Here is a 19,721-nt window from a genome sequence, read left to right as displayed (position 1 = left end):
TGTTGCGCAACGCATCAATTTCACTTACGGTCGATACAGCACCACCAATTTGGTGCGCAGCGGCGAGGGGACCGCATCACTAACTAGTGAATTTGGGGAGAGTTTCAACATGGCAAGATTTCGTCGCAATCGATTGGCCAGTGCACTCATTCCACTACTTGGCATGAGCCTGTTCAGCGCAACACTGTTCGCACAAGACACTTCGACCAGCACAACGCCGGACAGCAGCACTCCGGCACCCACCAAAGACACCAAGCAGTTGCAGCAGGTGGTGGTTACGGGCACGCGCTCGACGAATCGCACCGTAGCCGAGTCGCTTTCGCCCATCGATGTGCTGACGCCAGCCGACATTACCGCCAGTGGCGCCACTGATATCGCCAGTGCCTTGAACACATTGTTACCATCGCTCAATTTCCCTCGCCCGGCGATCAATGACGGTAACGATGCGGTCCGCCCACTGACTCTGCGCGGCCTGTCACCGGATGACGTGCTCGTGCTGGTTGATGGCAAGCGTTATCACACGACCAGTCTGGTCAATTACAACGAATCGATTGGCCGAGGTTCGGCGCCGGTCGATTTCAACTCCATCCCCATTTCGGCCATCGACCATATCGAAGTCTTGCGCGATGGCGCCGCGGCGCAATACGGCTCCGATGCCATCGCCGGCGTTGTCAATATCGTGCTGAAACACGGCAGCGCTCCAGGCTCAAACGAAATTACCGCCAATGGCGGCGTCATGGACAAGGGCGACGGCGCACAGAATGGCTTGTCCGGCTCGGTCGGCATTCCGCTCAGCGGCCCACAAGGCAGTGCGCCAGGCTGGGCACGTCTGTCGTGGAACTATTCCGACGTCATGAACACCAACCGCGCGCAGAATACGGACATCGCAACCACGCTTACTCCGGACAATGCGAATGCACAAGGCGTGCCCTATGAACGCTATGGCGACCCAGCCGTAAAAACGTACCAAGCAGTGCTGAATTTCGGCTATGACTTGACACCCAATATCGAACTTTACGGCTACCTCGACCTGAGTCGCCGCGATGTCACCTCGAACGGCTACTACCGAGCCAGCGACAACTACCGCAACACCACGGCGATCTACCCGAACGGTTTTCTGCCACAGATCGTCAATCATGTGAATGACGCTTCCGCGGTCGTCGGCATCAAGGGCACCACCGACAGCGGATGGCATTGGGATGCCTCTGCTGATTTTGGCTATAACCACATGGTGTTCGACATTGCGAACAGCCTCAACATCAACGAGTACTACAGCACGCTTGCCGCCACAGGCACCGGATTCAGCCCCACCTATTTCAACGCAGGCAACTTCACCACCAAACAGGATGTCGCGAACGTCGATTTGAGCAAGGAATATTCCCCTGCCTTTTTGCCTAACCCTGTAACCGTGGCGTTTGGCGGCGAATATCGCAAGGATTACTACGACATCGGTGCAGGTGATCCGAACTCGTACTATTTCAATTCCAATATCATCGACCCGATAAGCGGTGACGTTGCCCCCGGCGGTTCACAGGTCTACCCGGGCCTCAGTCCTGAAGTCGCCGGAAATTTCCAACGCCATAGTGAAGCAGCCTATGTGGATCTGGAAACTGACCTCACCAGCAAGCTGTCCGCCGGCGTGGCGGCACGCTACGAGGATTACAGCGATTCCGGCTCGACCCGCTCGGGCAAGCTGTCGTTGCGTTATCAGCTGACCGACACCTTTGCTTTGCGTGGCACGGCGTCCAACGGTTTCCGCGCGCCTTCGCTGGCTCAGCAAAACTACGAGTCTGTTGTGACCTTGCTTCAGGATGGCGTACTCCAGCAAATCGGTACCTTCCGTACATCCAGCCCCACAGCCATCGCACTGGGAGCCAAGCCACTAACACCGGAGAAGTCCACCAACTACGGCTTCGGTGCCGTATGGCAACCGACCAATGATTTCAGCGCGACGCTAGACGCTTATCAGGTCAGAATCTATGACCAGATCCTCTACAGCGACCAACTGGATGTCACCCCGACCGTCGCAAATGGTGAAGTCAGCGGCGCCCAGTTCTTCGTCAACGGTGGCACCACCAGGACTCGCGGCGTCGACCTGATACTGAACCAGCGCGTCGATCTCAGCGATTGGGGGAAATTGAACCTCGGGGTAAGCGGCAACTACAACAAGACTGACGTGCTGGACGTGACCAACCCCAACTTTGGTCGTGCCAGTCAGGGTCTGCTGACCTCATCCACGCCGCGCACCAAATACGTGCTCTACGGCGACTGGAACATTCAGAATTTCGACCTGCACGCCAATCTCACCCGCTATGGCTCGATCATTCGTCGCGGTGACGATGCCAACGGTGACGAGGATCAGTTCTTCTCGGCACGCTGGCTGCTCGATCTGGCTGCCAGCTATAACCTGGATGCGTGGACCTTTACCGTTGGCGCCGACAACGTCACCAACCAGTACCCGACCAAGGTGGCGGCGAACAACGAATACGACTATGGCTCCGGCCTGCAGTACTCAGCCCTATCACCGTTCGGTTTCAATGGCCGCTACTGGTACGGCAAGGTGACTTACCGCTTCTAAGTTTCACAGATGGTCAAGAAAAAATCCCGGCTGTGATGCCGGGATTTTTTTGCCTTATCGGTGGCGGTAGCCACGATTTGGATATCTGACAATCGTTGTGCTGTGATGCTTTGTACATAGCGCCAGTCACTATGCAGCGGCAGGGCTTGTGGACCACCAATCAAACTCTCCATACCGCGAATATTGATCGACACTATGATTTTTTGCGAATGATGCACCCATCGTTTCGCACACCAACCTGCTCGACTGATTCGCCGTGCCTTTGGTCAAACACTGTCGGCTACACACTCGACTGAGCTGGAGTGATAACGCACGCCATAACTTAACGTATTGTGCTTATATACATTTGGAAATATAGACGTCTATACGTCTATTGACGATTTATTAAGTTGTCGCTAACCTGAAATTTCTTCAGTTATAAATCCGTTAGTTCAGGGGAAGTAATGATCAGCAAGCGTCGCCACACTTTTTTTTCGGCCTATCTGCCCGCTGCCATTGCGCTGGCGCTTTCAAACGCTGCGTTAGCACAGGATTCCACGCCCCCGTCTCCAGCCAAGACCAAGGATCTCAGCGCCGTCATCGTTACCGGCACACGTTCGGACAGTCGCACTGAAAGCAGTTCTCTCACTCCGATCGATGTCGTGTCCGCGAAAGTTCTCCAGCAGACTGGTACCAACGATCTGCCCACAGCACTGGCGCGCATCATCCCGTCGCTGAATTTTCCGCGGCCTTCGACATCGGACACCGCCGATAGCCAGCGGCCAGCGCAGCTGCGCGGCCTCTCGCCGGACCAGGTGCTGGTGCTGGTAGACGGCAAGCGCTGGCACTCGGGGGCGATTCTGCTGAACAACGGTGTCATTGGCCGGGGTTCGCAATCGGTGGATCTCAACACCATTCCGCTATCGGCAATCGATCACATCGAAGTGCTGCGCGACGGCGCGTCGGCCCAGTACGGCTCCGACGCCATTGCCGGCGTAATCAACATCATCCTGAAAAAGGGCGCCAAGGGCGGCGACGTCGAGGTCACCGGCGGGCAGTATTCGGCGGGCGATGGCCGGCAGTGGCAAGGTTCGGCCGACTTCGGCATACCGCTCAGCGACGACAAAGGCTGGCTGCGCCTGACCGCGCAAAGTGGCAACGAGGACTACACCAACCGTGCCGCACCGGACACCCGCACGGGCTATACCGGGTTGGGTGTGAACTACCGCCAGGGCGACCCGGCGGTGCACGACACCAACCTGCTGCTGAATACCCAGTACGACATCACCCCAGATGTGCAGTTCTATGCGTTTGGCCATTTCGGTCGCCGTGAAACCACCTCACCGGCGTTTTTCCGTTATGGAACGAATGCGCCCAAGCCCAACAACGCCTTGGTCGGCGAGATATACCCCAACGGCTTTCTGCCACTGGAGCATGCCGACTCCACCGACCAGTCTCTGGTTACCGGGCTGCGCGGCACGGTCGATGGCTGGCGCTGGGATCTGAGCGGCAACTTTGGTCGCAACCGGGTTTCCTATGAAACCCAAAACAGCCTCAACTACGCCTATCTGCACGACTTCGGCAGCACGCCGACGACATTCGACGACGGCATTCTGACCGCCGCCCAGGAAGCGGTCGACCTCGATATCGCCAAGGATCTTTCGCCAAGCTGGTTGCCCAACCCGGTGACGGTGGCCTTCGGCGCCGAATACCTTCGTCAGACCTACAGCATCGATGCCGGCTCTCTGCCATCCTGGTATGTAGGCACATCCGGCGTGTCCGGCGGCGCGCAGGGTTTTGCCGGCTGGCAGCCAGCCAACGCCGTGGACGCGTCACGGCAGGATGTTGCCGAATATCTCGATCTGGAAACCAATCTCACCGACCGCCTGGCGGTCTCGGCCGCCGTGCGGCACGAGCACTACAACGATTTTGGCAACACCACGTCCGGCTCGCTGGCAGGGCGCTTTGATTTCACCGACCGCTTTGCCCTTCGGGCCAGCGCCTCGACCGGTTTCCGGGCGCCATCGCTGGGGCAGCAATACTTCTCGCAGATATCATCGCTGTTCTATGCCACCGGTAATTCGGCCGGGCTGCCAGCCGGTATCTATAACTCAGGCCTGGTGCCGGTGGACAGTCAGATTGCGCGACTGCTCGGCTCGCAGCCACTGAAGCCCGAGAAATCCGAAAACTTCACCTTCGGCGCAGTCTGGAATCCCACCGATGCGCTGACGCTCAGCGCAGATATCTACCAGATCGATATCCAGAACCGCATTGCCCTGTCCGGTGCTATCTCGACCACGGCGCCGTCGGTAGTGAGCTATCTGGCGGCCAACGGGATCAGCAACCTCAACTACAGCAGCGTCAACTACTTCACCAACGCCGCCGACACGCGCACGCGCGGTGTCGATTTTGTCGGTACCTACCTGTCCGACCTGGGCAGTGCGGGAACGCTCTCGACCACACTCAGCGCCAACTACAACCAGAACAAGGTTACCCAGGTCAAAGCCAATCCGGCGGTACTGGAAAACCTGGGCGTCAACTTCGTTCGCCTGAACCGTCAGGACATCGAGGGTTATCTGGCCAATTCGACGCCGCGCAGCAAGCTGATAATCAGCGAGCTATACAACGTCGGAAACTGGGGCGTAACCGCCACCCTGACCCGTTATGGCAGTTACACGAGTTATGTCAGCAACCTGGCCAGTTACAACGTGGCCACCGGTGTCGTCGACCAGACCTTTTCGCCAAAGTGGCTGCTCGATCTGGCGGTGAATTATCGACTGAACAACTGGACCTTTACGGTAGGTGCGGACGATGCGCTGGATACATATCCCGACCGCAACATTGCCAACAACACCAATAACGGCACCCTGCCTTACTCGACATTCTCGCCCTTCGGTTACAACGGCGCTTACGTCTATGGCAAGGTGCGTTACAGCTGGTAACCGTGACGTTGTGTGACAAGGCAAAATCCCGGCATCCATGCCGGGATTTTTTTATGCCCTGCCTTTGCTTTTACTTGCACCCGGCGATCAAAGCGTGTTGAACACCAACACGCCGCCTTCGACATCCACGCCAATGGTGGCACCGGACGCATAGCGACCTTCCAGGATTTGTTTGGCCAGCGGATTCTCCAGTTGCTGCTGGATCGCCCGCTTCAGTGGCCGCGCGCCGTAGACCGGATCGAAACCGACATCACCCAACAGCAGCAGCGCGTTGTCGCTGACCTGCAGCTTCAGCTGGCGCTCGGCCAGTCGCTTCTCCAGAGAGGCCAGCTGGATGCGTGCAATGGCGCCGATCTGCTTTTTGTCCAGCGGACGGAACACCACCAACTCGTCAAGCCGATTGATGAACTCCGGACGGAAGTGCGCCTGCACCACGCCCATCACTGACGCCTTCATCTGCGTGTACTGCTCTTCGCTGTCCAGATCGCCGCCGTTGTCGGACATGTCCTGGATCACGTTGGAGCCCAGGTTCGAGGTCATCACGATGACGGTGTTGCGGAAATCCACCGTGCGCCCCTGACCATCGGTGAGGCGACCGTCGTCGAGCACCTGCAGCAAAATGTTGAACACATCAGCATGCGCTTTCTCTACTTCGTCCAACAAAATCACGCTGTAGGGACGACGACGCACGGCCTCGGTGAGATAGCCACCCTCTTCATAACCGACATAGCCCGGCGGCGCGCCGATCAGCCGGCTGACCGAATGCTTCTCCATGAACTCGCTCATGTCGATGCGTACCATCGCATCGGTAGTGTCGAACATGAACTCGGCCAACGCCTTGCACAGCTCGGTCTTGCCCACGCCGGTAGGGCCGAGGAACAGGAACGAGCCGCTGGGCCGGTTAGGATCAGACAGCCCGGCCCGCGCGCGCCGGATCGCGTCGGAAACCGCACGCACGGCCTCGTCCTGACCGACCACGCGACGGTGCAGGTCGTCTTCCATATGCAGCAGCTTTTCGCGCTCGCCTTCGAGCATCTTGCTCACCGGGATACCGGTCCAGCGCGCCACGACCTCTGCGATTTCCTCGGCAGTGACCTTGTCCTGCAGCAGCTTGAAGTCCTGCGTTTCGGCAGCCTGCGCGGCGGCGAGCTGCTTTTCCAGTTCGGGTAGCTTGCCGTACTGAATCTCGCTCATGCGCGCATAGTCCTGCTGGCGCTGCGCAGCGTCGAGATCCTGCCGTGCCTGCTCGATCTGCTCCTTGACGCGAGTCACGCCCTGCAGCGCAGCCTTCTCCGATTTCCAGATTTCGTTGAGATCGGAAAACTCGCGCTCGAGCTTGTCGATCTCGGTTTCCAGATCGGCGAGGCGCTGTTTCGATTCGCTGTCCTTTTCCTTTTTCAGCATCTCGCGCTGGATCTTCAGCTGGATCAGCCGACGTTCGAGCCGATCGAGCTCCTCCGGCTTGGAGTCGATTTCCATGCGAATGCGCGAAGCCGCCTCGTCCATCAGGTCGATCGCCTTGTCCGGCAGCTGGCGGTCGGCGATATAGCGATGCGATAGCGTGGCCGCGGCGACGATGGCCGGATCGGTAATCTCCACACCGTGGTGCACGGCATAGCGCTCTTTCAGCCCACGCAGGATCGCGATGGTGTCCTCCACCGAAGGCTCGCCCACGAACACTTTCTGGAAGCGGCGCTCCAGCGCGGCGTCTTTTTCGATGTATTTGCGGTATTCGTCCAATGTGGTCGCACCGATGCAGTGCAGCTCGCCGCGCGCCAAGGCGGGCTTCAGCATATTGCCCGCGTCCATAGCGCCGTCAGCCTTGCCGGCACCGACCACGGTGTGCAGCTCGTCGATGAACAGGATTACCCGACCTTCCTGCTTGGCCAGATCGCTAAGCACGGCCTTCAGTCGTTCCTCGAACTCGCCACGGAATTTGGCGCCGGCAATCAGCGCACCCATATCGAGCGACAGTACGCGGCGGTCACGCAGGCCTTCAGGCACCTCACCCTTGACGATGCGCTGGGCAAGACCTTCGACGATGGCGGTCTTGCCCACGCCGGGCTCACCAATCAGCACCGGATTGTTCTTGGTGCGCCGCTGCAGCACCTGGATAGTGCGACGAATCTCCTCATCGCGGCCAATCACCGGATCGAGCTTGCCGCTTTCGGCGCGTTCGGTCAGATCGATGGTGTATTTCTCCAATGCTTGGCGCGATTCTTCGGCGTTTTCGCTCTGCACTTTTTCACCACCACGCAGCTTTTCGATCGCAGCCTCCACATTCGGTTTTGTCGCGCCTGCCGCCTTCAGCGCCGCACCCAGCTCACCTTTCTCTTCCAGTGCCGCCAGCACGAACAGCTCGCTGGCGATGAACTGGTCCCCGCGCTGCTGCGCCAGCTTGTCGGTGAGGTTTAGCAGCCGAGTCAGCTCGTTGCCCGCGTGGATATTGCCTTCCTGGCCGCTGACTTTCGGCAGTCGTTCCAGCAATTCGTTGACACGCTGCTGCAGCGCAGGCACGTTGACCTGCGCCTGCGTCAGCAGCGGTCCGGTCGAGCCACCTTGCTGGTTGAGCAACGCGGCCATCACGTGCGCCGGCTCCAGCATGTTGTTGTCGCGGCCAACCGCCAGCGACTGTGCGTCGGCAAACGCCTGTTGGAAACGCGACGTGAGTTTGTCCATTCGCATTGATGAGCCCTCATTGGTTTGGCCCGTCAGCGCTCAAACAGCCGACTTGCCACTGACTGGAAGATGCGGACGGCCTGGGTTGAATCAAGCTCGGACGGAATCAAGATCCTCGCTGCCGCCCGTTGCTGCTCTCCCATTGCCAGCAAAGATATCTTTCACATAGGCCTTGTTACGGTGGGGCTGATGGATATGAAAAATTCCAACGCCGACTCACCCCAACGCATGTTGCCAGCGCCACCGCTACCTGCCAACGACTCCCGCTGGGCGCTGTTTCTCGATGTCGACGGCACCCTGCTCGATTTCAACGACGACCCGCGGGCTGTCGAAGTCACTGCACCTCTGCTTGCCTTGCTGCATTCGCTGCACAACGCGCTGGGCGGCGCGTTGGCGCTGGTCAGCGGCCGTGAGCTGGATGATCTGGATCGACTGTTCGGCAATCCACACTGGGCCGCGGCGGGTCTGCATGGGCTGCAACTGCGCCGTGCCGACGGCAGTTTTCGACGAATAACGTTAACACCCGAACAACAGCAGCACATGCTCCAGGCCGCTACGGCGCTGGCCACGCGGTTCGAAGGTGTACAGCTGGAGGACAAGCGGATTGCCGTTGCCCTGCATTGCCGACGCGTACCCGAACAGTTCGAACCACTTCGCGACGCCGCAGTTCAGATGGTTACGCAATTGCCTGGCTACGAACTACAGCCAGGCAACCTGGTGATCGAATTCAAGCCAGCCGGCATGGACAAAGGCCGGGCGGTACTCGAACTGCTTGCCAGCGCGCCGTTCAACGGGCGCCTGCCCGTGTACCTAGGTGATGACCTGACGGACGAACACGCTTTTGCCAGCCTCCGTCAAAAGCATGGCATGGGCGTGCTGATCGGCTCACCCCATTCATCCACGCAGGCATCTTTTTCATTGCGTGACCCCGCTGCGGTGAAAACGTGGCTGGTTCGCGTCCTTGACGCACTTTCGTGAGGAATACCTCGACATGACGAACAATCCGCCGAACGCCCTGCCCGCCAGCCTTGAACTCGGCGTTATCGGCAACGGTAGCATCGCCGCGCTGATCGATCCGCATGGCAGCATCGTCTGGTGCTGCCTGCCACGCTTCGACGCCGATGCAAGCTTCTGCAAACTACTTTCACCGAAGATCGATGGCGGCGAATGGGCCATCGAGCTGGAAGATTTCGAACGGGCCGAGCAGAACTATCTGCCCAACACCGCCGTCCTGGTGACGCGGCTTTTCGACACGCACGGTGGCGCGATCGAGATCGTCGATTTCGCACCGCGCAACCGCTCTCTCGGACGGATGTATCACCCTGTCATGCTGGCTCGCAAAATCAGCCCGCTCAGCGGCTCACCGCGCATTCGCGTCAAGCTTCAACCGCTGTGCGATTACGGCTCACAACCGGCGTCCACCACGTCCGGCAGCAACCACGTTCGCTATATGCTCAGTGAAACCGTCCAGCGGCTGACCAGCGATGTGGCTACACCGTTGATCGAACGCAGCCTGCCTTTCAGCCTGGATCGTCCGGCACATTTTGTCTTTGGCCCCGACGAAACACTGAGCGAGAGCCCCGCCGACTTCATCCACTTGGCGCTGGAGCGTACACAGGCTTACTGGCGCGACTGGGTACGCAATCTGTCGATTCCCTACGAATGGCAGGAGGCGGTGATCCGCGCCGCCATTACCTTGAAGCTTTGCCAGTACGAAGCCACCGGCGCCATCGTCGCCGCGCTCACCACCTCGATCCCCGAAGCACCGGGCACAGCACGCAACTGGGACTATCGCTACTGCTGGCTGCGTGACTCGGCCTTCACCGTACGGACACTCAATCGACTCGGCGTCACCAACACCATGGAAGACTACATACGCTACGTTTTCAACCTGGCGGTGGTCGAGGGCGATGACGAGGTCGGCCCTGTGTTCGGTATCACCTTCGAGCGGGAGCTGCACGAACGTCAGGTGGAAGGACTTGCCGGCTATCGCGGCATGGGCCCCGTGCGCGTCGGCAACGACGCCTGGCAGCAGCGCCAGAACGACGCCTACGGTTCCGTGGTGCTGTCATCGGCGCAGCTGTTTTTCGATCGCCGCATCGAGCATCGCGGCGACGCGATCATGTTCAAGCGGCTTGAGCGCATGGGCACAGCCGCACTGCGCATGGCCGAGCAGCCCGACGCCGGTCTGTGGGAATTTCGTGGCCGCGCCTCGGTGCACACCTACTCCGCAGCCATGTGCTGGGCCGCCTGCGATCGTCTGGCGCACATTGCCACCGAGCTGGGATTGGATGACCGGGCGCGTTACTGGCACCACGAAGCCATCGAGCTTCACGCCCGCATCGAGGCGCGCGCGTGGAATGCGACGCTCGGCTATTTCGTTGACGCTTACGACGGCGAGAATCTGGACGCCAGCCTGCTGCTGCTGGCCGATATCGGCTTCATCGAAGCGAACGACCCGCGTTTCGTCGCCACAGTAGATGCCATCGGCGCGGCACTGGGCCGCGGCAATTATCTGTTCCGCTATATCGCTCCGGACGATTTCGGTACGCCGGAAACCAGCTTCAACATCTGCACGTTCTGGTACATCGAGGCCATGGCGTCCACCGGTCGCGAGGAACAGGCGCGAGCGATGTTCGAAAACATGCTGAGCAAGCGCAACGCGCTTGGGCTGTTGTCAGAAGATCTGGCACCAGGCAGTGGCGAGCATTGGGGCAACTATCCGCAAACCTATTCACTGGTCGGCATGATTCAGGCAGCAATGCGGCTCTCCCGCCGCTGGGAGGAGGCGCTATGAGCGATCACAAACCCGGCCGTCTGGTGGTGATATCTAACCGGATCGCGCTGCCCGGGCAGACATCTACCGGTGGGCTTGCGTCGGCCATGCAGGCAACGCTGCAAGAACGCGGCGGGCTGTGGTTTGGCTGGAGCGGCAAGGTCTCCAACAACGAAAAACTCCATCGGGTCAGTCATGAATCCGTCGACTACGCCACGTTCGATCTTTCGCGCCAGGATCATGACGAGTTCTACGCAGGCTTTGCCAACCGCACCTTATGGCCGCTGCTGCATTTTCGACTCGACATGGTCGACTATCAGCGTAGCCATCTGGATGGCTATATGCGCACCAACGCGCTGTTTGCCGATCATCTGCTGAAGCTTCTAAAGCCAGACGACATCCTCTGGGTACACGACTATCACCTGATACCGATTGCTTCGATGCTGCGCGAGCGCGGCGTAAAAAATCGCATCGGTTTCTTTCTGCACACGCCATTGCCGCCTGCCGCGCTGCTGATCGTCCTGCCGAAGCATCGCGACCTGCTGGAAACACTGGCCAGCTACGATCTGGTCGGCTTGCAGACCGCCCGCGACCTGCGCGCCCTGGAGGATTACTTCCTGTACGAAATCGGCGGCACCATGCGCAAAGCTAGAAGGCTGCAGGCTGCCAACGGTCGCCGTTTTCGCGCCGGCGTGTTTCCGATCAGTATCGATACCGCGCTAGTGGCCCAGACCGCACACGACGCCGAGTCACTCGAAGAAATCGAACAACTGCATAACAGCTTGGAGGGCCGGGCGCTGATCATCGGCGTCGACCGGCTCGACTATTCCAAAGGACTGCCCGAACGCTTCCGCGGTTACGCGCATCTGCTGGAGCGTGCACCTGAGCTGCATCGGCAGATAACCTTTTTGCAAATCGCACCGACCACGCGCGGCGTCGTGCCCGAGTACCGCCAGATCCGCAAGGACCTGGAACGCAGCGCCGGCCATATCAATGGCATGTACGCCGCACCGGACTGGGTACCGATCCGCTACGTCAATCAATCGTTCCCCCACAGCGTGCTCACCGGCTACTACCGTAACGCGCGAGTCGGTCTGGTCACACCATTACGCGATGGCATGAACCTGGTCGCCAAGGAGTACGTTGCCAGTCAGGATCCGGAAAATCCCGGCGTACTGGTACTTTCGCGTTTTGCGGGCGCCGCTTTCGAACTGCCCGACGCGCTGCTCATCAACCCTGCCGACACCGCCGAAGTCGCCGATGCGTTGGAACGCGCGTTGAAAATGCCGCTGAAGGAACGGCAGCGGCGCTGGCGCGCGATGATGGGCGTGCTGGAAAACCACGATATCAACACATGGCGCAATGGTTTTCTCGCTGCCTTGGTTGATGATACTGCCGCATAGACTCGCGGATGCGCTCGCCTGCACAACGGACAGAATTAAAGTCCTGCGCCGCATTGAACCTGATTAAACCAGACAAAAAAGAATGTAATCAGCGCAAGTGGCATGCTAGTAATAGCAGCTTGTTCGGGCACTCCCGGCATCCACGCACACCTAGACCAGGTGCCCGCTTGACCTCAATCTTGAAATACCAAGCTCGCGCTGCAACATGCTACTGTTTTGACTTTATAGAGTCCTTGTCGACCGTCGCCATGCTGACCGATCCCGGATTTGCCTCTAACTCGATAAACCACACACTCGAAACCGCGCAGCAACTATTGCGTGAAGGCCGCGTGGCAGAAGCTGAAAGAGCTTTCCTGGACGTTCTTGCGACGCAACCGGAACAAGTCGAGGCACTGCGTTTTTTAGCCAAAGCTGCGATGGCACGTGGAGACATTGGAGCCGCGATCGAATGGCTCAACCGCACGGCGGCAATCGATCGCAATGATATTGGCGTTCTTATGGAGCTCGGCGTCGCGTACCGCATTGCCGACCGCTTTGACGCATCGCGTTATGTATTCGAACGCGCCCTGGAGCTAAGCGAAGGGCGCAACACGACAGCCCGTCTACTGCTGGCCAACGTGCTGGAGTTGGATGAGCGCCCCGAACTAGCATTGATACAGTATTTCCGAGCCATTTTGGACGCACAACGAACGGGTCACTGGCTTGATGACAACAGTACCCAGGAAGGTATACGCCTGTTGGTTCAACACGCGATGCAATATGTGTTTGAAGGACGCCAAGCATGGTTCAACGGCGTCCTGGAGCGCTTTCGTGAAGAAATGCCGTCGGCCGAGCTTGGTCGCATCGATCGAGCGCTGGCCATCTATCTGCACGATAGCAACGAACGGCCTGCTGATCCACGTCAGCGGCCGACCATGCTCTATGTTCCCGACCTCGGCGCGGCGCCTATTATCGGTCTTTCGCGTTTTGACTGGTTAGCTGCCTGCACAACATGCATTGCGACAACAAGCACCGAGATCGATACATGCCTTGCGCTGCACGATAAACCAAGCGTGTCAGCGTTCAACTTGGGCATGGTCAAGGACGATGAAGCAGTAGATAGCGAGAGTGTGCTGTCGCGTGTACGTCGTATAGCCATCTATCACCATGGCATCCCACTTGAGGGGATCCGCCAGCAGGCGCCGCAGCTGCTTGCTGCCATGGTGAATATGCCGCTGGTACGTATTCCTCAGCATAGCCCTGATGCAGAGATCATCGCTATCGGGCCAGCCATGCAGGCATCGACTCCCTTCGGGCGTAGCAACTCACGATGCGGCATAGTCATCGCATTGCCCGGCAGCGCGCCTATCGACATCACGATAGGCGGTGAATTACACGGCCTTCAGGAAGGTGAAGCCCTGGTATTCGACAGCAGTTTCGGTGTCGAATACTCCAATGGCGGCGACTCAGAGGCGCGCTTACTCGCTTCCGAAATCTGGCATCCCGACCTCACACCATTTGAGCGCGAGGCACTAACAGCTCTTACCATTGCCATCGTGGATTTCGACACGAAACTGGAGCAGGCTTGAATACCACTACGGTCGATATCACCGCTCAGGAAGTACCCTCCACTCGCGACCTTGCGCGCTACGTGCAGTGGTTCGACAACGCGCTTGAGCCTGATTTCTGCAAGCGCATGATCGAGTCGTTTGACCAACTTGCTCGCTTCCAGACGCGCGGTGGTCGCGGCGCTCTACAGTCAAGCGCATGGACCGAACTCAACGTGAGCAAGGTTGCTGACGCGTCCTTCGAGACCCTGTTTCGGCAACAGGTGCTGCAGTATTTGGACCTCTACAACGAGCGCGCTCCATTGACTCTGCCGATTCCGCCACGCAACCGGCTGGAAAATTTGCGAATCAAGCGCTATGTCGTTGAAGAAGGCGATCAGTTCCAACCGCATTTCGACGCACTTGACTACACCTGCAATCGGTACATGGTCTTTCTCTGGTATCTGAACGACGTGATCGACGGGGGCGAAACCGAGTTTTGCGATATGGGTTTGCGAGTTTCCGCGCGTGCCGGACGCCTGCTGATGTTTCCGCCTTACTGGATGTACCAGCACGCGGGATTGCCACCACGCTCCAACGACAAGTACATCATCTCTACTTATCTGTTGTTTTGAGCCATGTTGTTTTGAACCGGCGATCCGTGCTGCGGCTCCAGCCAGATCAAGCTAGCGAAACGGCCGCTAGCCGCACCTTCTCGCCGGTAAGAATAGAATCTCGTATCGGTGAAGGTGTCGAACCCGCTGCCGCAAATGTTTTGAACGCCAGACGCCCTGAGGAAGAGACACGCCAGTCCGGCAAGATCGCATAGCCAATGCCCCGGACGCGTTGACACAAAGTATTGCGATGCATTCGCATGCCGCTTTAGAAATGTAGCGCGCACTTCGCCGCCTACTTCGTATGATGCCGCGCCAATACACGGCCCGATCCACGCAAGTAAATCTTTACGTGGAGCAAGTAGCTGAGTCAGCGTTTCTTCCAGCACACCGCTGGCCAAACCTCGCCAACCAGCGTGTGCGGCTGCAATCTCGCTCCCATCCGCGGCGCAAAACAACACCGGCAAACAATCAGCCGTGAGAATAGCCAGCACCGCGCCAGGCAGATGCGATACCGCCGCATCTGCTTGCGGTTCATGATCACTTGGCAGCGGCCCCAATTCGGCTACGGCTATGCCATGCACTTGATGCAGCCAACGCGGAGAAGATGGCAGCGCCAGTGCCTGTTGCAGCCCTTCACGATTTGCTTTGACCGTGTCAGTCGCATCCCCACTGCGCAGACCGAGATTGAGCCGATCAAACGGCGGCGCCGACACACCGGGCCCGTGCCGGGTGGTTACGCACGCGCGCACGCTGGCCGGTGCCGGCCAGTCCGGGTAAATCCAGCTATCGGTACCTGGGAGAAAGCTATCCGCCACCGACATTCAATACTCGTCGGCGCCGTGGGCTGCCAGATCCGCCCGTAGCGCTTCGATCAACGCCAGCTGATCTGCCGGCCGTTCCACAATGAACGACAGCGCCTCCTCCGTGACCGGATGCACGAACGAAAGCCGCTCGGCGTGCAGCGCCTGGCGGCGAAAACCGCGCAGAGTGGCGATCAGTTCCGGTGAGGCGCCCTTGGGCAGTTTCAGACCGCCGCCGTACAGCGGGTCGCCCAGCAGCGGGTGGTTGATATGCGCCATGTGCACGCGGATCTGATGCGTGCGGCCGGTTTCCAGCTGGCACTGCAGCAGGCTGTGGGCACGGAAGCGCTCGCGCAGCCGGTAATGCGTGACCGCATGCTTGCCATCCTCTTCGTCGCGCACCGACTGACGCAGTCGATCGCCCATGTGACGTCCGATGGCTGCATCTACCGTGCCGCCGGACACCATCGTACCCAGCACGACAGCCTCGTATTGGCGCTCCACCTCATGACGGGACAGCAGGTCGACCAGCGCCGTGCAGGCCGGCAATGTTTTGGCCACCACCATCAGTCCGGAGGTGTCCTTGTCCAGTCGGTGCACAATGCCGCCACGCGGCAGCTCGGCCAGCTTCGGATCGTGGTGCAGCAGCGCGTTCAGCAGGGTTCCCGCCGGGTTACCGGCGCCTGGGTGCACGACCAGTCCAGCTGGCTTGTTCAGCACCAGCAGATATTCGTCCTCGTGCACGATCTCCAGTGCGATCGCTTCGGGCTCGCTGGAGACCTCGACCTCCAGCTCGACCTGCAGCAAAACCTGCTCGCCGCCACGCAGCAGCTGACGGGGCGGTGCCTGCGCGCCATCCAGGGTCACCGCGCCGGATTTGATCCAGCCGCTGAGTCGCGACCGTGAGTAATCGGGGAACATCTCGGCCAAAGCCTGGTCGAATCTACGTCCTGCGGCGGCCAGAGGCACGCCCGCCTCATGCCGAATGGTAGTCATGGTTGTCCCCACGGGCTATGGCCGGTTTCGGCTATCATGCCTCTTCGATCAAACATCTGAATTCTTTTCCCATGCGTGTAATGAAACTGCCGATGTCCAAATTGCGTGTTTTCAAGGTACTTACCGTGCTCGCGCTCGCGGTATCGATGAGCGCATGTTCAATGTTCCATCATAAACGCGACACGCTCGATACCATGCCGGTGGATGCGCTTTACAACAATGCGCACAATTCGCTGGAAAATTCCGACTATGCGGCAGCGGTCAAAGCCTATCAGCGCCTGATCGCGCGTTTTCCGTCGGGTCCGTACAACGAGCAGGCCCAGCTTGATCTGACTTACGCGCAGTACAAGAACAACCAGCTCGATGATGCCTATTCGACGGTGAACCGCTTCCTCAAGACGTATCCGGCCAACAATCACATCGATTATGCCTACTACTTGCGCGGCCTGATCAATTTCGAGCGCACCACGGGTGTAATTGAGCGCTACGTCTACCGCGAGAATGGCCAAGCACGCCGCGACCAAGGCTACAACCTGCAGTCGTTCGACGATTTCTCCGAGCTGACCCGGCGCTATCCCGACAGCGCCTACGCGGCCGACGCGCGCCAGCGCATGATTTATTTACGTAACAGTCTGGCGCAGTTCGAGATAGATGTGGCCAAGTTCTATCTGCGCAACAAGGCTTATGTAGCTTCGGCCGACCGCTCGCAGTATGTCATCGAGCATTACCAGCAGGCGCCACAAACCGGCGATGCGCTGGCGATCCTCACCCGTAGCTATCTGGCACTCGACCACAAGGAACTGGCCGACCAGACCCGTCAGGTGCTGGCGCTGAACTACCCGAATCACCCCTACCTGACCGACCCGAAGTGGCCGCATGCGCCGTCGACCTTGCGCAAGATGGTGCCATTCTCCGGACACTATTGAGGAGATTGGTCAGAAATCGAAAAGCCGGCGAGTGATCGCCGGCTTTTTTATTGCTGCCGGACGGAGCAGCGTCGAGGCGAGCCAGCCCCCCGAATTCCTGTTATCGCCACCCGGATGTGATGGGATAACGCCGCTCGCGACCAAACGCACGGGTGGTGACGCGCGGTCCAGGGGCCGATTGACGCCGCTTGAACTCGTTGGCCAGCACCAGCCGCGCGACGCGTCGCACTGTCTCGGCGGCGAATCCCGCGGCAACGATATCGGCCTGCGACTGCTCGCCTTCGATAAAGCGTTCGAGGATGGCATCGAGCTCGTCGTAAGGCGGCAGTGAATCCTGATCGGTCTGATCCTCGCGCAGCTCGGCCGACGGCGGCCGCTCGATCACGGCCACCGGGATGAACTCCGCACCACCCAGCTGGGTATTGCGCCAGCGTGAAAGCTTGTAGACCTCGGTTTTGTAAACGTCTTTCAGCGGCGCGTAGGCGCCACACATGTCGCCATACAAGGTGGCGTAGCCGACGGCCATCTCACTCTTGTTGCCGGTCGCCAGCAGCAGCCGGCTGTGCTTGTTGGACAACGCCATCAGCATCACGCCACGCGTACGCGACTGCAGGTTTTCCTCGGTGGTATCGGCTGGCTTGCCTGCAAACGCCGGCGTCAACGCATCGATGAACGACTCGTAGGTCGGCTCGATCGAGATCACGTGATAATCCACGCCGAGCTGCTCCGCCTGTGCACGGGCTCCGTCCAGCGACAATTGTGAGGTGTAGCGCATCGGCATCATCACCGCGGTGACGCGATCAGCGCCCAGCGCATCGACCGCGAGTGCCAGGGTCAACGCCGAATCGATGCCGCCGGACAGGCCCAGCAACACACCGCCGAAGCCATTTTTGTCGATGTAGTCGCGGATGCCGCGCACAAGTGCTGCGTACAGAACCGCTTCGTGCGAGGTATCCGTGGCCTCGGGCCAGTCTTCCGCAATAAGGCTGCGCGTCTGCGCGTCGAACTGCGCCCACAGCAGCCCCTCGACGAATGCCGGCGCACGGGCAGCAATGCGGCCGTCGCCATTCACCAGCAGCGAGGCACCGTCGTAAACCACCTCATCCTGGCCACCAACCACGTTGACGTAGGCGATCGCGCAACCGGTTTCCTGTGCCCGTGCCGTCAGCACGGCCTCGCGAGTCGACTGCTTGGCGTCATCCCAAGGCGATGCATTGATCACCACGATGAGTTCGGCACCCGCTGCTGCCGCCTGTGCTGCCGGCTCCGGCATCCAGACGTCTTCGCAAATCAGCAGGCCGACGCGCACGCCGTCAATGGTAACCACCACACTTTCATGGCCCGGTCGAAAATAGCGCTTGTCGTCGAAAACACCGTAGTTGGGCAGCGCCTGCTTGTGCGCCGTCACTTCGATAGCACCCTCACGCAACAGGCTGGCCGCGTTGAAGACCTCACCCTCGCTGTGCGGGTGGCCAACGATAACTGCCGTACCTGCAGACGCTGCCGCCAAAGATTTCAGCTCGCTTTCGCAAGCGGCAAGGAAACTCGGCCGCAGCAACAAATCCTCCGGTGGATAACCGCTCAGCGCCAGCTCCGGAAACGCGATCAGCGCCGCCTCCTGCACTTGCGCTTGTTCGATCAGGCCACGCATGCGTTTCGCGTTGGCGGCCACCGCACCCACCGAAAAATCGAATTGCGCTAGCGCGAAGCGTAAGGTGGTCATGCCCTGGAGGTCCGACGTCGAATGCAGACGCGCATGATAACCGAGCGCCGCGTGCACACAGCACGACAGTTCAGCCAAATGCACCCAGCAATACCGACGCCAGCACCAGCATCAGCACGGCGACGAAGGCATCCAGCAGCCGCCACGCCAGCGCACTGCGAAACCACGGTAGCAACAGTCGCGCGCCATAGCCAAGCCCGGTAAACCAGACCACGCTCGCGCTCGCCGCGCCGCTGGCGAACCACCAATGAGCATCGCCTGCGTAGTGTGTGGATACCGAGCCGAGCAGCACGACAGTATCCAGATACACATGCGGATTGAGCAGGGTAAAGCCGAGGCAGGCCAGCGCAACACGCCAGCGATCAGCGTCGATATCGCCGCCCGTCGGCTGCAAGCCGGATGTGCCACGCCACGCCCGCCAAGCCGCGAGCAGACCATAACCAAGCAGGAAGATCGCGCCGATATAGCGCAGCCACTGCAGCAATCCAACGTGCTGCTGCACCGCCAGCCCCATGCCTGCTACGCCGAGCAGGATAAGTGTGACGTCCGAAAGGGTGCAGATCGCCACCACCAGACCGACATGGCGTCGCTGCAGGCCTTGCCGCAACACGAAAGCGTTCTGGGCGCCGATCGCAATGATCAGGCTGGCACCGGTACCGAGACCGGCCAGATAGGCAGCGGACGACATAGGAATTTTCCCGAAGACGAAGCACAATCTGGCGCAGGGGATATCATCAGTAAAGCTGAATATTCTTCAGCTAGATTAGATTTTCTTA

The 19,721-nt window shown here is 59.5% G+C and carries 14 protein-coding genes; 8 read left to right on the top strand and 6 right to left on the bottom strand.

Going from position 1 to position 19,721, the window contains the following annotated elements:
* Nucleotides 1-109 precede the first annotated feature (109 nt).
* On the top strand, nt 110-2,578 hold the full coding sequence (locus tag HDE80_RS10520) for a TonB-dependent receptor (RefSeq protein ID WP_184670601.1): 2,469 nt from the start codon (nt 110-112) through the stop codon (nt 2,576-2,578).
* Here the strand turns inward: HDE80_RS10520 and HDE80_RS10515 are convergent.
* Nucleotides 2,575-2,796, bottom strand: a complete 222-nt coding sequence (locus HDE80_RS10515; protein ID WP_184670599.1) for a hypothetical protein — start codon at nt 2,794-2,796, stop codon at nt 2,575-2,577. The genes HDE80_RS10520 and HDE80_RS10515 overlap by 4 nt on opposite strands.
* A gap of 225 nt (nt 2,797-3,021) precedes the next feature.
* Here HDE80_RS10515 and HDE80_RS10510 point away from each other — a divergent pair, with 225 nt between their 5' ends.
* Nucleotides 3,022-5,499 (top strand): TonB-dependent receptor, encoded by a 2,478-nt coding sequence (locus HDE80_RS10510; RefSeq protein WP_184670597.1) that lies wholly within the window; start codon nt 3,022-3,024, stop codon nt 5,497-5,499.
* Between the two features lie 87 nt (nt 5,500-5,586).
* Here the strand turns inward: HDE80_RS10510 and clpB are convergent, their stop codons facing one another.
* Nucleotides 5,587-8,184, bottom strand: coding sequence for an ATP-dependent chaperone ClpB (gene clpB / locus HDE80_RS10505; protein ID WP_184670595.1), 2,598 nt, complete (start codon nt 8,182-8,184; stop codon nt 5,587-5,589).
* 183 nt (nt 8,185-8,367) lie between these two features.
* On the opposite strand from clpB, the gene otsB reads away from it, so the two are divergent.
* From otsB to HDE80_RS10480, 5 genes are all read left to right on the top strand, one after another.
* Nucleotides 8,368-9,156, top strand: coding sequence for a trehalose-phosphatase (gene otsB, locus HDE80_RS10500; RefSeq protein WP_184670593.1), 789 nt, complete (start codon nt 8,368-8,370; stop codon nt 9,154-9,156).
* Between the two features lie 13 nt (nt 9,157-9,169).
* A complete protein-coding gene (locus HDE80_RS10495) occupies nt 9,170-10,975 on the top strand; it encodes a glycoside hydrolase family 15 protein (protein WP_184670591.1) in 1,806 nt (601 codons plus the stop codon).
* Nucleotides 10,972-12,357, top strand: coding sequence for a trehalose-6-phosphate synthase (locus HDE80_RS10490; protein ID WP_184670589.1), 1,386 nt, complete (start codon nt 10,972-10,974; stop codon nt 12,355-12,357). Before HDE80_RS10495 ends, HDE80_RS10490 begins: the two co-directional genes overlap by 4 nt.
* 248 nt (nt 12,358-12,605) lie before the next feature.
* Nucleotides 12,606-13,925 (top strand): tetratricopeptide repeat protein, encoded by a 1,320-nt coding sequence (locus HDE80_RS10485; RefSeq protein WP_184670588.1) that lies wholly within the window; start codon nt 12,606-12,608, stop codon nt 13,923-13,925.
* A complete protein-coding gene (locus tag HDE80_RS10480; RefSeq protein ID WP_255483674.1) occupies nt 13,922-14,518 on the top strand; it encodes a 2OG-Fe(II) oxygenase in 597 nt (198 codons plus the stop codon). The genes HDE80_RS10485 and HDE80_RS10480 overlap by 4 nt, the downstream gene beginning before the upstream one ends.
* On the opposite strand, the gene pgeF is transcribed toward HDE80_RS10480, so the two are convergent.
* Together pgeF and rluD are read right to left on the bottom strand one after the other, a co-directional pair.
* Nucleotides 14,503-15,321 (bottom strand): peptidoglycan editing factor PgeF, encoded by an 819-nt coding sequence (gene pgeF, locus HDE80_RS10475; RefSeq protein WP_184670586.1) that lies wholly within the window; start codon nt 15,319-15,321, stop codon nt 14,503-14,505. The genes HDE80_RS10480 and pgeF overlap by 16 nt on opposite strands.
* Nucleotides 15,322-16,296, bottom strand: coding sequence for a 23S rRNA pseudouridine(1911/1915/1917) synthase RluD (rluD, locus tag HDE80_RS10470; RefSeq protein WP_184670584.1), 975 nt, complete (start codon nt 16,294-16,296; stop codon nt 15,322-15,324).
* Nucleotides 16,297-16,388: 92 nt separating this feature from the next.
* Between rluD and HDE80_RS10465 the strand changes: the two genes are divergently transcribed.
* Nucleotides 16,389-17,222: an outer membrane protein assembly factor BamD gene (locus HDE80_RS10465; RefSeq protein ID WP_255483673.1), complete on the top strand. Its 834-nt coding sequence runs from the start codon at nt 16,389-16,391 to the stop codon at nt 17,220-17,222.
* 100 nt (nt 17,223-17,322) lie between these two features.
* On the opposite strand, the gene HDE80_RS10460 is transcribed toward HDE80_RS10465, so the two are convergent.
* Both HDE80_RS10460 and HDE80_RS10455 read right to left on the bottom strand, forming a co-directional pair.
* A complete protein-coding gene (locus tag HDE80_RS10460; RefSeq protein ID WP_184670581.1) occupies nt 17,323-18,945 on the bottom strand; it encodes an NAD+ synthase in 1,623 nt (540 codons plus the stop codon).
* Nucleotides 18,946-19,015: 70 nt separating this feature from the next.
* Nucleotides 19,016-19,633: a LysE/ArgO family amino acid transporter gene (locus tag HDE80_RS10455; RefSeq protein WP_184670579.1), complete on the bottom strand. Its 618-nt coding sequence runs from the start codon at nt 19,631-19,633 to the stop codon at nt 19,016-19,018.
* Nucleotides 19,634-19,721 lie beyond the last annotated feature (88 nt).

It is taken from the genome of Rhodanobacter sp. A1T4 (genome assembly GCF_014207185.1).
In the GTDB taxonomy this organism is placed as follows: domain Bacteria; phylum Pseudomonadota; class Gammaproteobacteria; order Xanthomonadales; family Rhodanobacteraceae; genus Rhodanobacter.
Note: the sequence above shows the minus strand (reverse complement) of the source record. Positions and strands in the feature narration are given on the sequence as shown.